This is a genomic window from Bacillus sp. TSO22, from assembly GCF_020223595.1.
In the GTDB taxonomy this organism is placed as follows: Bacteria; Bacillota; Bacilli; order Bacillales; family Bacillaceae; genus Bacillus; species Bacillus inaquosorum.
Genome location: NZ_JAHAWO010000014.1, coordinates 390,708 through 404,239, shown reverse-complemented (window position 1 = coordinate 404,239; position 13,532 = coordinate 390,708). Strand labels below are relative to the sequence as shown.

Genomic DNA, 13,532 nt, shown 5'->3' with positions numbered 1-13,532 from the left:
TATTATGATGAAATAAGTAATTTTGGAGATTATATAACAATTTTAAGTTTGAATTTTCTGATTGTTATAACTGATTGATGAGAAGGCAAGCAGGCATGCTGTTTTATCATTTTCGAGTATTTTGGTTAAGAGGAGGAAGAGGAGTGGCAAATAAAGAATTAAAGAGGGGCCTTGGCGCGCGTCATATTCAGATGATCGCCTTAGGCGGTACGATCGGTGTTGGGTTGTTTATGGGTTCTGCCAGCACGATTTCATGGACTGGCCCGTCTGTCCTTCTGGCTTATGCAATATGCGGAATTTTTATCTTTTTTATTATGCGTGCGATGGGTGAAATGCTTTATGTCGAGCCGAGCACGGGTTCTTTTGCGACATTTGGCCATCAATATATTCATCCGCTGGCAGGTTATATAACAGCTTGGAGCAACTGGTTCCAGTGGATTATCGTCGGCATGTCAGAAATTATCGCTGTCGGTTCTTATATGAAGTATTGGTTCCCGGATTTGCCAGCTTGGATACCTGGTATCGTGGCAATGGTGATTCTTGGTGCGGCAAACTTAATTTCTGTTAAGTCATTTGGCGAATTTGAGTTTTGGTTTGCGATGATTAAAATTGTGACGATTATCTTGATGATTATTGCGGGAATCGGGATTATTTTCTTCGGGTTTGGCAACGGCGGAGATGCGATCGGATTGTCGAACTTGTGGTCTCACGGGGGCTTCTTTGCGGGCGGTTTCTCAGGTTTCTTCTTTGCACTGTCTCTCGTCATTGCGGCCTATCAAGGAGTTGAGCTGATCGGTATTACAGCCGGTGAAGCGAAGGACCCGCAAAACACGCTAAGAAGTGCGATTCAAAGTATTATCTGGCGTATTTTGATTTTCTATATTGGCGCTATCTTTGTGATCGTGACAGTTTATCCTTGGGATGAGCTCAATTCACTTGGAAGCCCGTTCGTGTCTACGTTCGCGAAAATCGGAATTACGGCAGCCGCCGGCATTATTAACTTTGTCGTGATTACAGCGGCAATGTCCGGGTGTAACAGCGGTATTTTCAGTGCGGGCCGTATGCTTTATACATTAGGTGTCAATGGACAAGCGCCGAAATTCTTTAAGAAGATTTCACGCAATGGTGTGCCGCTGTATGGCACAATTGCAGTGCTGATCGGTTTGGCTGTCGGTGTTGTGCTGAACTATATTGCGCCGCCGAAGATCTTTGTATATGTATACAGCGCAAGCGTGCTGCCTGGCATGATTCCTTGGTTTATCATTTTGATCAGCCACATCGGATTCAGAAAAGCGAAGGGCGCTGCATTAGATAAACATCCATTCAAAATGCCGTTTGCACCTTTCACAAACTATTTGACGATTGCTTTCTTGCTGATGGTTCTGGTCGGCATGTGGTTTAATGATGATACTCGTATTTCTCTGATTGTAGGCGTGATATTCTTAGCGCTTGTGGTCATGAGTTATTATGTGTTTGGGATTGGCAAACGTGCGCAGGCCAATTTGACAAAAAGCAGCCAAGCGGCTGAATAACCATAGAAAAAAGAGACATTCACGGATGTCTCTTTTTTTATTTTTGGCGTATGGATTTTCCCTATTTCAGCAAGCTATAGGGTAAAGATAGCAGAAGGAAAGGTGTTCAAAAATGGATGTTACACTCGGTTATTTGCGCGAATCACTTTCAAACCATCTTGAAAATGAAGTCTGCCAGCGGATTTGCAAGAAGATGCTGGCGAAGCGGTATGTGAATGAAGAGGAATTTGTAAAAGACTTAGATGACAATGAAATGTCTTTTTTGAACCATGTATTAGAGAAAGAAATTAAGTATGCCCAGAATGAACAGGATCAAAAACGAGCCAAGGAATTAAACGAGGTGTATGAATTACTGCTTTGAAAGGCGGGGAAGAAATGGGAGCAATTGAACGAAGCGGATATACATTTCAGCCGGAGTTTAGCGTCGTCCGTCAAAATGGAGCCATCCATGTGTACCATCACGGAGAATTTGTGGAAGAAATCGAATTTGAATTTAACGGAGAATATCCGGATCATGATTTGATTGAAGAGCTAGTGAATCATTATTGTTTTGAGCATGAGATTTAGAGCCCTGCCTATTTGCGGGGCTCCTTCATTTAGGATGTGATCAGGCCATGCTTTTTCAGGATATCCACTGTGATGTTTTTGGCTTTTGTGCCGGAATCATCGACATTGGTGACAAAAATATAAGAGCCATGCTCTGTTTTGATGAATCCGACAAACCAGCCTAATCCCATGTCTGTCAGGCGGGTTCCGGTTTTTCCATAGAGTGTGTAGTGATCTCCTTCCTCTTGAATCATCATGCGCTTGACGGTTTTCATCACCGATTTGTCAAATGGAAGCTCCTCTTTAAAAAGTTTCTCCAAAAAGGCTTCTTGTTCCAACGGAGATATTGTCAGAGAGCTTTGCAGCCAAAACTGGTCGATTCCCCCGCTGATATCTTCGTTGCCGTATGACAGCGTATGAAGCCATGTTTTCATTCTTTCCTCGCCGATATCTCTCGCTAATGCCTGGTAATACCAGATTGCGGATTCACGCATCGCCGATCCTAGCGTATGGTCGCGGTTCCATGATTCGAATTCGCGCTTGACCCCGTCCCACCGTTTGACATCGTATTCATCCCGAACAGCTTTTACCTGCAAACCGATTAAGGCGTTCACGACCTTAAAGGTGGACTGCGGGGTTTGTCTTTTGTTTGCCCGTTCTCTGTTGTAGACAAAGGTCTTATCCTTTTGCACATCGTGAAGAATGAAGGTTCCATCCGTATCCTTGAATTCGTCATCGACATTCATTCGGCTGACATTCAGGTGTTTTTCATAGGCAGACGTTGCTGCGTGGACGGAAAAGCCGCCGATCCCTGCAATACTCAGCACCAGCACAACATATATCCATTTCTTCATTTTGTTCTCCCCTTTGTTTTGATCAACTACCTTTTCTCTATTTCTTCTTTTCTTCCTTTAAAAAGTGCTCAAAAAGCGCTTAAATTTGATTCCGTAAACAAATACTGTTATTGGGTTTATTCTCGTAAGATAACGTGTAAAAAGAGGGTAAAAAGGAAGGCAGGGTAAGCGAATGAATGAGCAGATTCCACATGACAAAAGTCTCGACAACAGCTTGACGCTGATGCAGGAAGGATATTTGTTTATTAAAAACAGAACAGAGCGCTATCAATCAGATCTGTTTCAGGCTCGTTTAATGGGAAAAACCTTTATATGCATGACCGGTGCTGAGGCCGCGAAGGTGTTTTATGATACTGAGCGGTTTCAGCGGCAGAACGCTGTGCCTAAGCGGGTGCAGAAAACGCTGTTTGGCGTAAATGCGATTCAGACGATGGATGGCAGCGCACATATCCATCGGAAGATGCTTTTTCTATCATTAATGACACCGCCGCATCAAAAGCGGCTGGCTGAGCTGATGACAGAGGAGTGGGAAGCGGCAGTCACGAGATGGGAGAAGGCAGATCAGGTTGTGTTATTTGAAGAAGCAAAAGAAATTCTATGCCGGGTTGCGTGCTATTGGGCAGGTGTTCCGCTGAAGGAAACGGAAGTCAAAGAGCGGGCAGATGACTTCATTGATATGGTTGACGCGTTTGGTGCTGTGGGGCCGCGGCATTGGAAGGGAAGACGAGCAAGGCCGCGTGCGGAAGAGTGGATTGAAAGAATGATTGAAGATGTTCGTGCCGGCTTGCTGAAAACATCTGCCGGAACAGCACTGCATGAGATGGCTTTTCATACACAAGAAGATGGAAGCCAGCTGGATTCCCGAATGGCAGCCATTGAGCTGATGAATGTACTGAGGCCTATTGTTGCTATTTCTTACTTTCTTGTGTTTTCAGCTTTGGCGCTTCATGAACATCCGAAGTATAAGGAATGGCTGCGGTCTGGAAGCAGCCGGGAAAGAGAAATGTTTGTGCAGGAGGTCCGCAGATATTATCCGTTTGGCCCGTTTGTAGGGGCGCTTGTCAAAAAGGACTTTGAATGGAATAACTGTGAGTTTAAGAAGGGCACATCGGTACTGCTTGATGTTTATGGAACGAATCACGATCCTCGGTTATGGGATCATCCTGAAGAATTTCGGCCGGAGCGATTTGCGGAGCGGGAGGAAAATCCGTTTGATTTGATTCCTCAAGGCGGGGGGCACGCCGAGAAAGGCCATCGCTGTCCAGGGGAAGGCATTACAATTGAAGTCATGAAAGCGAGCCTGGATTTTCTCGTCAATCAGATTGAATACGACGTGCCGGAACAATCGCTGCATTACAGTCTCGCCAGAATGCCGTCATTGCCTGAAAGCGGCTTTGTGATGAGCGGCATTAGACGGAAGAGTTAAATCAAAAAAGCTCCCTTCTTTATGAAGAGAGCTTTTTTGTTTACTTCTTTTTTTCATCATAGTATTGGACGGGATACATGGAGCCTTCTGATACCATTTTGTTGTCTTCGATATCTTCCGGGTGCGGGTGTCCAGCTTTATCGACTGGGAACGTGTCCATGTCTGGCTGTTTGGTCATTTTCATTTTCATGCTGTGAATGAATTCTCTTGCCTTTTGGCGATTTGACGGGTCTTTTAATAGATAAGAAGTGATGCCGACGGTTGAAACAGCGAGACCTGAAAGTAACAGCTTTTGTTTCATGGTAATACTCCTTTCTATTGTAAGAGTAGTGTTTCCTGTATCATTCCCGTTTTGCTTATGGCTAAACCTATTGTGTTTTTATTATTAATATTTGAAGTAAATTCCATTTAGAAAGAAACTAGTGACTTCATTCCTGTATTGGAAGGTAATATACATTGACTTATTATCATTATTAGCCACAATTCGATAAATATTGACAAAGTGAAGTAATCAGAATAATAATATAATTAGCAAGATAATGTCATCATACATGAAAGGTGTTTACGATATGAATCAATTGCATCGAAGAATGGGAACGTTTTCCCTCATGATGGTCGGGCTCGGATCGATGATCGGTTCAGGCTGGCTGTTTGGGGCTTGGCGTGCGGCCCAAATAGCAGGGCCAGCTGCTATTATTTCATGGATTATTGGAATGGTCGTTATTTTATTTATTGCTCTTTCTTACAGTGAGTTAGGTTCTATGTTCCCTGAAGCTGGGGGAATGGTAAAATATACGCAATATTCACACGGTTCGTTTATTGGATTTATCGCAGGCTGGGCCAACTGGATTGCGATTGTGTCCGTTATTCCGGTTGAAGCGGTGGCCTCTGTTCAATATATGAGCTCGTGGCCTTGGGAATGGGCGAAATGGACAAGCGGTTTAGTGAAGAATGGAACGCTGACTGGGGAAGGACTCGCATTTGCCTCTGTATTGCTTCTCATTTATTTTCTGCTGAACTACTGGACAGTCAATCTATTTTCCAAAGCGAATTCATTCATTACGATTTTTAAAATTATTATTCCGGGCCTGACGATTGGAGCTTTGCTGTTTGTCGGGTTTCACGGAGAAAACTTTACGGCCGGTCAAAGTATTGCGCCGAATGGCTGGGCGAGTGTGCTGACGGCTGTTGCAACTTCCGGTATCGTCTTTGCATTTAACGGTTTCCAAAGTCCGATCAATATGGCGGGTGAAGCGAAAAATCCGGGAAGATCGATTCCGATTGCGGTTGTTGGCTCCCTAATCGTTGCGACAGTGATTTATGTATTGCTGCAAGTAGCCTTCATCGGAGCGGTGAATCCTTCTGATATCGCTCACGGCTGGAGCCATCTGAATTTTAATTCTCCTTTTGCTGATTTGGCGATTGCGCTGAATATTAACTGGCTTGTCATTGTGTTGTATGCGGATGCGTTTGTGTCACCGTCTGGCACAGGGATTACGTATACAGCGACAACGTCCCGCATGATTTACGGAATGGAGAAAAACAAATACATGCCGAGTATATTCGGGAAACTTCATCCGATTTACGGCGTTCCGCGCCAAGCGATGTTTTTTAACTTGATTGTTTCGTTCATCTTTTTGTTCCTGTTCAGAGGGTGGGGCGTGTTAGCGGAAATTATTTCTGTCGCCACGTTAATTTCGTATATCACCGGCCCGATTACAGTAATGACTTTGAGACGGACGGGGAAAGACCTGTACAGGCCTCTTCGTTTAAAAGGCTTAAGCGTGATTGCGCCGCTTGGGTTTATCTTTGCGTCGCTGGTGCTGTATTGGGCACGCTGGCCGTTAACAGGACAGGTTCTGTTTATTATCCTGATCGGTCTTCCAATTTATTTCTATTATCAGGCGAAGGCGAAATGGAAAGGGTTTGGCCAAAACTTTAAGGCCGGCGTCTGGATGGTGTTTTATCTGCTGGTCATGATGATTATATCTTATTTGGGCAGTGATAAATTCGGCGGCCTGAATGTCATTCATTACGGCTGGGATATGGTTCTGATTGCGGTTGTATCACTTGTATTCTATGTGTGGGCGCTGAAGAGCGGCTATCAGACAGAATACTTAAAGGATGCGAAAGAGATTAATTCTCAGCTGTTTAACGGACAGTCAGAAGCTGCTGCTGGAAAAGAATAAATGAAAAAACCTTGCGCCGACAGCGCAAGGTTTTTTTGTGCCGATTTGGTCATTGTCAGGTGCAAAATGTTACACCAATGTAAATGTGATTTGGACTTAAAAGGCCGATTGTTAAGTTAGTGTAAATTTGTCCGGGGATTCATTTACAATCATATGAACTTGAAACATAATCGTAGGGAGTTTTGCTGAATATGTCGAGACAGAGGTGAAAGCGTTGGCGATTGATGTACAAACATTACTGTTTGAGTTTCTCGGGGGTCTTGGTATTTTCCTGATTGGGATTAAGTTCATGGGAGACGGACTTCAGAAATCGGCTGGAGATAGATTAAGAAATATTTTAGACCGTTTTACAAGCAATCCACTGATGGGCGTATTGGCAGGGATCATTGTGACGGTTTTGATTCAGAGCAGTTCCGGAACAACGGTTATCACTGTAGGGCTTGTCAGTGCAGGCTTTATGACGCTTCGCCAGGCCATCGGCGTCATTATGGGAGCCAATATTGGAACAACGGTTACTGCGTTTATTATCGGAATTGACATAGGGGCCTATGCATTGCCGATTATTGCTGTCGGCGGATTTTTACTGTTTTTCTTTAAGCATAAAAATGTGCAGAATGCGGGCCAGATTGTGTTTGGGTTCGGGGCATTGTTTTATGGGCTGGAGCTAATGAGCGGCGGCATGAAACCGCTCCGTTCACTTGAGGCCTTTCATGATTTAACTGTTAGTATGAGCACCAATCCGGTTCTGGGTGTTGTCATTGGGACTTTGTTTACGGTTCTCGTGCAAAGTTCCAGTGCCACGATTGGTATCCTGCAAGGTTTATTTTCAGATGGGCTGATTGATATTAACGGCGCGCTGCCGGTGTTATTCGGGGATAATATCGGGACGACGATCACAGCGGTGCTTGCGTCTCTTGGCGCATCTGTTGCAGCGAGACGTGCCGCGGCTACTCATGTGCTGTTTAACCTTATCGGAACAGCGATTTTCCTGATTTTGCTTAAACCGTTTACCGCACTAATCTTATCGCTTCAGACTTCGATGGGGCTTGATCCGAAAATGACGATTGCTTTCGCACACGGAATCTTTAATACAACCAATACGATTATACAGCTTCCTTTTGTCGGGTTATTGGCTTTGATCGTAACAAAGCTGATTCCGGGCAAGGATTCAATGGTGGAATACAAGTCACACCTTGATCCGATTTTTATCGAGCAATCTCCATCTATTGCTCTCGGACAAGCAAAAGAAGAAGTGCTGCAAATGGGGAACTTTGCGGTGCAGGGGCTGGAGGTTACAAAACAGTTTTTAGTGACAAAACAGACAAAATACGCGGCGAATGCTTATCAGATAGAGGATGCGGTTAACAATCTTGACCGGAAAATTACCGATTATTTGATCGAGCTTTCTTCAAGTTCTCTCTCAGAGCACGAGTCTGAGGAGCACCATATGCTGATGGACACCGTCAGAGACATTGAAAGAATCGGCGACCACTTCGAAAATGTGATTGAACTGATTGAATATCAGCAGGCGCATCGTGTGGTTATCACTGAATCTGCCATGGCGGATTTAACGGAAATGATGGATTTGACGATTTCTACTGTGAAGGCGTCTATGGAAGCATTGCACCACAATGATGTGAAGATAGCTGAACAAGTCATTGAAAAAGAAGATGATATTGACAAAATGGAACGGAAGCTTCGCAAAAAGCATATTATCCGTCTGAATGAAGGGCTGTGCACTGGACAAGCAGGCATCGTCTTTGTTGATATGATCAGCAACCTGGAGCGTATCGGAGATCATGCGGTGAATATTGCTGAAGCGGTTATTGGTGAAAATCAATAAGAAAAAGCTTAGAATCCTAGGATTCTAAGCTTTTTTGTAGTCTTTTTTAACGTGCTGGAAGACATCAGGGTAATTTGTGAACACTCCTGTCACTCCCCAGTCAAGCAGGCGGCGCATATCTGCTTCTGTATTGACTGTGTAAGGGTGAAGCAGTAGGCCGTGGCTGCGGATCATGCTGACGTTTTCAGCATTCAGTGCTTTGTAATCCGGACCCGCACCGACAGCGTATGTTTTGATTTCGTCCAGGTCAGCATCTGTCATTGACGCCATTTGTTTGGCTTCCAGCAATTGAACAGTTGGCAGGTTTGGCTGTAATTGATGGATTTTTACCAGACTTTCTTTGCTGAACGATTGAATGATTACTTGGCCGGGCTTAGCATGTTTGCCTAGTAATTTATGTTTCTGTAAAGAAGCGATCAGTTTTTCTTCCATGCCTGGGTAGGTGTCAGGCGATTTTGTTTCAATGTAGTAGTTCGCGTGTTTTCCGAAACGGTTTAATACTTCATCTAATGTAGGAACTTTAAGGCCGGCGTATTTCGGCTTTGCTTTTTCCGGATAGGCTTTATTAAACCAAGAACCGGCATCAAGTTTCTTAATGTCTGCAAGCGTATGGTCTTTCACCCAGCCCGTTCCGTTTGTGGTGCGGTCCAGTTTTTCATCATGCATGACAATCAATTTGCCGTCTTTTGTCATTTGCAGATCCAGTTCAATATAGTCTGCTTTCATTTTCTGAGCGGTTTCGTAAGACAGGATCGTGTGCTCAGGCACATATCCGGAAGCCCCTCTGTGTGCAACCGTCAGGATACGGTCAGGTGACAGCAGGTTTCCTTTTGACGCTGCCGACACTGGTGTTACCATAAATGAGAGTAAGCCCAGCGACAGAAGAACCAGGGCCAGTATTCTATTTTTTCGCATGATTTCTCCTCCTTATAGATAGGCAGTACCTGTCTTTCATATTAAAAAACAGATGTAAACGGCGTGTTGGAAAACTATTAATCTTTTATGTTTCTTTCTTAAACGTGCTCAGCCCGTTTTCCTGTATTCCACGTCATAGCTAAAAAGACGATAGCAAGAATGCAGGAAGAGATTAGCATAATAAAGCCGCCGTTCCAATCAAACCGGTCAACGACAAAGCCCATAATGGCGTTTGCGAAAGCAGATCCGCCGATGTATCCAAAAAATCCGGTCAAACCGGCTGCAGTTCCGGCTGCTTTTTTGGGCGCGAGATCAATCGCTTGCAGGCCGATCAGCATAACAGGTCCGTAGATTAAGAAGCCAATGCTGATCAGGGCGATGTTGTCTACCAGCGGATTGCCGGCCGGATTCAGCCAGTACACCAATACGGCAATGAAAACGCCCGCCATAAACAAAACGCCTGCCGGTGCCCGTCGGCTTTTGAAGAATCGGTCACTGATCCATCCGCACAAGATTGTTCCCGGTATGCCTGCGTATTCGTAAAGAAAATACGACCAGCGCGAGTCTTCAGGAGAAAAGCCTTTGGCTTCTGTTAAGTAAGTAGGCGCCCAGTCAACCACGCCGTACCGCACGAAATAAACAAATACATTGGCAAACGCGATGTACCAAAGAAATTTATTGTTCAGTACATATTGAAAAAGAATTTCTTTTGTTGTTAATTCTTTTTCCTGATTTTTAAAAGCGTGTTTTGGATAGTCATTCCGATACTCTTCAATTGGCGGAAGTCCGCAAGATTGAGGCGTATCGCGCACCAATAAAACAATCAAAAATGAAATGATAATGGCAATGATGGCAGGGAAGAAAAACACGCTTTTCCAAGTCACGAACATCGCGATGCCAAGAGTGACAAGCGGTGCGAGAATTCCGCCGCCTATGTTATGGGCGACATTCCAGATCGACATTTTGGTGCCGCGTTCACTAATGGAAAACCAATGGGCCATCGTCCTTCCGCATGGCGGCCAGCCCATTCCTTGAAACCATCCGTTGATAAACATAAAGATAAACATGATGGTGACGCTCGAAGTCACCCAAGGCATTGAAACGAAAAGGATATTAACAATTGCTGATAAAAATAAGCCTGTCGCAAGAAAATACCTTGGGTTACAGCGATCAGACACCATGCCCATAATAAATTTGCTGAAACCGTACGCAATCGACACAGCGGCCAGCACTAAGCCCAGTTCTGTTTTTGAAAACCCCTGTTCCTGCAGATAAGGAATGGCAAAGGCAAAGTTTTTCCGCAGCAGGTAGTAGCCTGCGTAGCCGATGAAAATACCAATGAATACTTGCAGCCTTAGTCTTTTATAAGCCGCATCCGTCTTTGAATCATCCAGTCTCTCAATATGAGGAGCCGGTTTAAATATATGAAACATCAAAATCATCCCCCTTTGCTGTATGTGCTGGATGTGTGGCGTGCCTCCTTTCTGAAAAATAAAAAGAGCCAGAAAACACCCCTTGTTAAAAAGGGGATTGATTCCTGGCTCTCCTCATCTCCATCCAAGCTATTAACTTATCGTGATAGCGCTTTCTTAAATTATCATAGTCCGGAGTGAATGTAAACGGGTAATTTTCAAATTTGATTTTAAAATTCTTCTTACTTATTGCGGTTATGTTTTTTTGCAGGCAGCATAAAAATTTGGAGGGAGGCTGTTGCAGGTGGATGAATTAGATATTGCATTCGGTATTTTACCGTTAGGGATTATATTGATATCGGTTGCCGGGACTTGTGTTTGTAAAAACGTGTATCTCATGCCAATGCTTAGTCTGCTCATTTCGTTAGTGCTCACTTTTACCATTTTTAACGAATCATTTTTAGGGTGGGTTGTTGTCTATAGCTTGGTTTCGCTGGCTTTATCCTATATCACATTGATTGTGATCAGGAAAAGAAAAGCTTCAGGAAAATGAAAATGCCCCACTTTCTAACATATCGTTGACTATGGCAACTATATTTGATTATAATTGACTTAATCAACGATATAAGAAAGTGGGGATGAGTTTGAAAACCAGCGAATCAACTGTCGGATTAAAATTCAGAAAGTTCAATCGATTCTACACAAATGTTTTTGGCTTCCTTAATGAGCACATTTACGACAGCCCGTTTTCCTTAACAGAAACAAGGATTTTATTTGAAATTTATAATACGCCTCATTGTACCGCAAAAGCCCTTCAGGATAAGCTTGGGCTTGACCGGGGATATGTCAGCAGGATTTTGAAACAGTTTGAAAAAGAAGATTTGATCTATAAACAAAGGAGCAAAGATGACGCCCGCCACCATTATATTTATGTCACGGAAACGGGGAAAACGATTTATAAAAAGCTGGAGGAGAAAGCCAACGAACAAGTGGAACTGATGCTGAATGAAATTGACCAAAAAGACCAGCACAAGCTTGCGGAAGCGATGGCAGAGATTGAAGCGATCCTTTCACAGTCGCTTTCTTCCAGAACGCCAGACATATCGATTAGAGATTATTTTCTTTCGGATGATCTTCAGCTTCTCATCGAAAAACAGAGACACTTTTATGCGGAGGCTCATGGCTGGGACGACACGTTTTTAGCTTATCTTCATGAGACATTTGATGCGGAAATCGAAAACATATGGATCGCGGAAAGCGGCGGGAAATTTGCCGGCTGTGTCGGGTTGGTCAAACATGATGAAAAGACAGTGCAGCTCAGATGGTTCCTGGTTGATGCCGCTTTTCGAGGCAGAGGGCTCGGCACTCAATTGATGGAGCATCTACTTGCATACTGCCGAGACATGAAGTTTGAACGCATTTTCCTTTGGACGGTGAGCACCATGGCTGAGGCTCGTCCGCTCTACGAAAAATTTGGATTCAGGGTAAGTGAAGTGAAAAAAGAAGCGCCATTATGGGGACAGCGTCTGACAGAAGAACGGTGGGATCTGGAGCTGTCATGAAAAGACTGCACTATGCTTGGATCATCGTGTCCGTCACCTTTTTGATCTTATTGGCCGTTCAGGGCGTGCGTCTGTCGTTTGGTGCATTTGTGGAGCCATGGGAACGGCAGTTTTCAATGGATAGAGGCACCATCTCGCTGATTTCTACGCTGAGTTTTATTGTTTATGGCATATCACAGCCTGTGATCGGGCGGCTTGTGGACAAATGGGGTGCTCGGGCAGTTTTGGCATGGAGTGCGTTACTGACAGGAGTCAGCATTTTCTTAACATACTTTGTCACTTCGCCTTGGCAGCTGTTTCTGCTTTATGGGCTGGGTGTCTCGCTTGGCGTTGGCGGAGCGTCGAATGTGGCCGCAAGTGTATTAGTCGTCAATTGGTTCAGCAAAAAGCGGGGACTAGCCTTTGGGATCATGGAAGCAGGCTTTGGCGCGGGGCAGATGCTTCTTGTTCCCGGCTCACTCATGCTGATCCATTGGTTTAGCTGGAAGCTGACGGTTGTGGTATTGGGGTTGTTGTTAATGGTGATTGTCTTTCCGGCTGCACTGCTGATGCTGCGGAACAATCCTTCAGAAAAGAATGCAGAGCCAATAGGCGGGCTGGCTGAAGCGGAAAAAGAAACAGCACCCAAAACAACAGCTCTTTCAGTGACCGGGATGTTTCGCATGAGACAATTCTGGTTTTTGATTTTGCCGTTTTTGATTTGCGGATTTACGACCGTTGGGCTGATGGATACCCATTTGATTCCGTTCTCTCATGATCACGGCTTTTCAACGACAGTCACAAGTGCAGCTGTCAGTCTGCTCGCCGGCTTTAATATCGCTGGAATCTTACTGTCCGGAATTGTTGCTGATCGGTGGAGCAGCCGGAAAATCCTGTGCTTTTTATATGCGGTGCGCGCGCTGTCGATCGTGATTCTGATTTACAGCCACGAGCCCTACTTGCTGTTAGCCTTTGCCATTTTGTTTGGATTAGTGGACTTCGCAACGGTAGCACCGACTCAGATGCTCGCCACCCAGTACTTTCAAAACTACTCGATCGGCCTCATGATCGGCTGGCTGTCACTCGCCCATCAAATCGGCTCGGCACTCGGCGCATATGTGCCCGGCGTCATCTATACTGTAACGGGTGAGTATACACTGGCTTTTTATTTGTCGATTGGGATGCTCGTGCTGGCGAGCGTGATGAATGCGATGCTGAGGGAGCCCGCGTCGGTCACACGTGACAGTGCGGCTGTGGTGGAGAAGGTGTGAAGA

Annotated in this window: 13 protein-coding genes; 9 read left to right on the top strand and 4 right to left on the bottom strand. The window is 44.8% G+C overall.

Annotated features, from left to right (window positions below; all coding sequences use genetic code 11):
* Window positions 1–143 precede the first annotated feature (143 nt).
* From KHQ79_RS19235 to KHQ79_RS19225, 3 genes are all read left to right on the top strand, one after another.
* A complete protein-coding gene (locus tag KHQ79_RS19235) occupies window positions 144–1,532 on the top strand; it encodes an amino acid permease (protein WP_019257328.1) in 1,389 nt (462 codons plus the stop codon).
* Between the two features lie 112 nt (window positions 1,533–1,644).
* Window positions 1,645–1,893: a sigma-G-dependent sporulation-specific acid-soluble spore protein CsgA gene (csgA, locus tag KHQ79_RS19230; protein WP_003241413.1), complete on the top strand. Its 249-nt coding sequence runs from the start codon at window positions 1,645–1,647 to the stop codon at window positions 1,891–1,893.
* 14 nt (window positions 1,894–1,907) lie between these two features.
* Window positions 1,908–2,099, top strand: a complete 192-nt coding sequence (locus KHQ79_RS19225) for a DUF5370 family protein (protein WP_029316749.1) — start codon at window positions 1,908–1,910, stop codon at window positions 2,097–2,099.
* A gap of 29 nt (window positions 2,100–2,128) precedes the next feature.
* Here KHQ79_RS19225 and blaOXA read toward each other — a convergent pair whose 3' ends face one another.
* Entirely contained in the window at window positions 2,129–2,932 is an 804-nt protein-coding gene (gene blaOXA, locus KHQ79_RS19220) for a class D beta-lactamase (RefSeq protein WP_088111628.1), read from the bottom strand.
* Window positions 2,933–3,104: 172 nt separating this feature from the next.
* Here blaOXA and cypC point away from each other — a divergent pair, with 172 nt between their 5' ends.
* Window positions 3,105–4,358 (top strand): CYP152 family fatty-acid peroxygenase CypC, encoded by a 1,254-nt coding sequence (gene cypC, locus KHQ79_RS19215; protein WP_148982940.1) that lies wholly within the window; start codon window positions 3,105–3,107, stop codon window positions 4,356–4,358.
* A 40-nt stretch (window positions 4,359–4,398) separates the two neighbouring features.
* On the opposite strand, the gene KHQ79_RS19210 is transcribed toward cypC, so the two are convergent.
* On the bottom strand, window positions 4,399–4,659 hold the full coding sequence (locus KHQ79_RS19210) for a hypothetical protein (RefSeq protein WP_003241409.1): 261 nt from the start codon (window positions 4,657–4,659) through the stop codon (window positions 4,399–4,401).
* A gap of 268 nt (window positions 4,660–4,927) precedes the next feature.
* On the opposite strand from KHQ79_RS19210, the gene KHQ79_RS19205 reads away from it, so the two are divergent.
* Complete coding sequence (locus KHQ79_RS19205) at window positions 4,928–6,547, top strand: glutamate/serine transporter AimA (RefSeq protein WP_019257332.1); 1,620 nt, start codon at window positions 4,928–4,930, stop codon at window positions 6,545–6,547.
* Window positions 6,548–6,761: 214 nt separating this feature from the next.
* A complete protein-coding gene (locus KHQ79_RS19200) occupies window positions 6,762–8,390 on the top strand; it encodes a Na/Pi cotransporter family protein (RefSeq protein WP_019257333.1) in 1,629 nt (542 codons plus the stop codon).
* A gap of 24 nt (window positions 8,391–8,414) precedes the next feature.
* Here KHQ79_RS19200 and KHQ79_RS19195 read toward each other — a convergent pair whose 3' ends face one another.
* Both KHQ79_RS19195 and glpT read right to left on the bottom strand, forming a co-directional pair.
* On the bottom strand, window positions 8,415–9,305 hold the full coding sequence (locus KHQ79_RS19195) for a glycerophosphodiester phosphodiesterase (protein ID WP_225516592.1): 891 nt from the start codon (window positions 9,303–9,305) through the stop codon (window positions 8,415–8,417).
* Window positions 9,306–9,403: 98 nt separating this feature from the next.
* Window positions 9,404–10,738 carry a glycerol-3-phosphate transporter gene (gene glpT / locus KHQ79_RS19190; RefSeq protein WP_003241404.1) on the bottom strand — a complete coding sequence of 445 codons (1,335 nt, stop codon included), beginning with the start codon at window positions 10,736–10,738 and terminating at the stop codon, window positions 9,404–9,406.
* Window positions 10,739–11,021: 283 nt separating this feature from the next.
* Here glpT and KHQ79_RS19185 point away from each other — a divergent pair, with 283 nt between their 5' ends.
* The 3 genes from KHQ79_RS19185 to KHQ79_RS19175 all read left to right on the top strand — a co-directional run bounded on the left by KHQ79_RS19185 (window position 11,022) and on the right by KHQ79_RS19175 (window position 13,529).
* Window positions 11,022–11,270: a YbeF family protein gene (locus KHQ79_RS19185; RefSeq protein ID WP_003241403.1), complete on the top strand. Its 249-nt coding sequence runs from the start codon at window positions 11,022–11,024 to the stop codon at window positions 11,268–11,270.
* A gap of 91 nt (window positions 11,271–11,361) precedes the next feature.
* Window positions 11,362–12,279, top strand: coding sequence for a bifunctional helix-turn-helix transcriptional regulator/GNAT family N-acetyltransferase (locus KHQ79_RS19180; RefSeq protein ID WP_225516590.1), 918 nt, complete (start codon window positions 11,362–11,364; stop codon window positions 12,277–12,279).
* Entirely contained in the window at window positions 12,276–13,529 is a 1,254-nt protein-coding gene (locus tag KHQ79_RS19175; RefSeq protein WP_225516638.1) for an MFS transporter, read from the top strand. Before KHQ79_RS19180 ends, KHQ79_RS19175 begins: the two co-directional genes overlap by 4 nt.
* Window positions 13,530–13,532 lie beyond the last annotated feature (3 nt).

What these genes read in the sequence shown, in the direction of transcription:
- KHQ79_RS19195 (WP_225516592.1), bottom strand. Translation starts at nt 9,305, where the DNA reads ATGCGAAAAAATAGAATACTGGCCCTGGTTCTTCTGTCGCTGGGCTTA.
- KHQ79_RS19210 (WP_003241409.1), bottom strand. Translation starts at nt 4,659, where the DNA reads ATGAAACAAAAGCTGTTACTTTCAGGTCTCGCTGTTTCAACCGTCGGC.
- KHQ79_RS19225 (WP_029316749.1), top strand. Translation starts at nt 1,908, where the DNA reads ATGGGAGCAATTGAACGAAGCGGATATACATTTCAGCCGGAGTTTAGC.
- KHQ79_RS19205 (WP_019257332.1), top strand. Translation starts at nt 4,928, where the DNA reads ATGAATCAATTGCATCGAAGAATGGGAACGTTTTCCCTCATGATGGTC.
- blaOXA (WP_088111628.1), bottom strand. Translation starts at nt 2,932, where the DNA reads ATGAAGAAATGGATATATGTTGTGCTGGTGCTGAGTATTGCAGGGATC.
- cypC (WP_148982940.1), top strand. Translation starts at nt 3,105, where the DNA reads ATGAATGAGCAGATTCCACATGACAAAAGTCTCGACAACAGCTTGACG.
- csgA (WP_003241413.1), top strand. Translation starts at nt 1,645, where the DNA reads ATGGATGTTACACTCGGTTATTTGCGCGAATCACTTTCAAACCATCTT.
- KHQ79_RS19175 (WP_225516638.1), top strand. Translation starts at nt 12,276, where the DNA reads ATGAAAAGACTGCACTATGCTTGGATCATCGTGTCCGTCACCTTTTTG.
- glpT (WP_003241404.1), bottom strand. Translation starts at nt 10,738, where the DNA reads ATGTTTCATATATTTAAACCGGCTCCTCATATTGAGAGACTGGATGAT.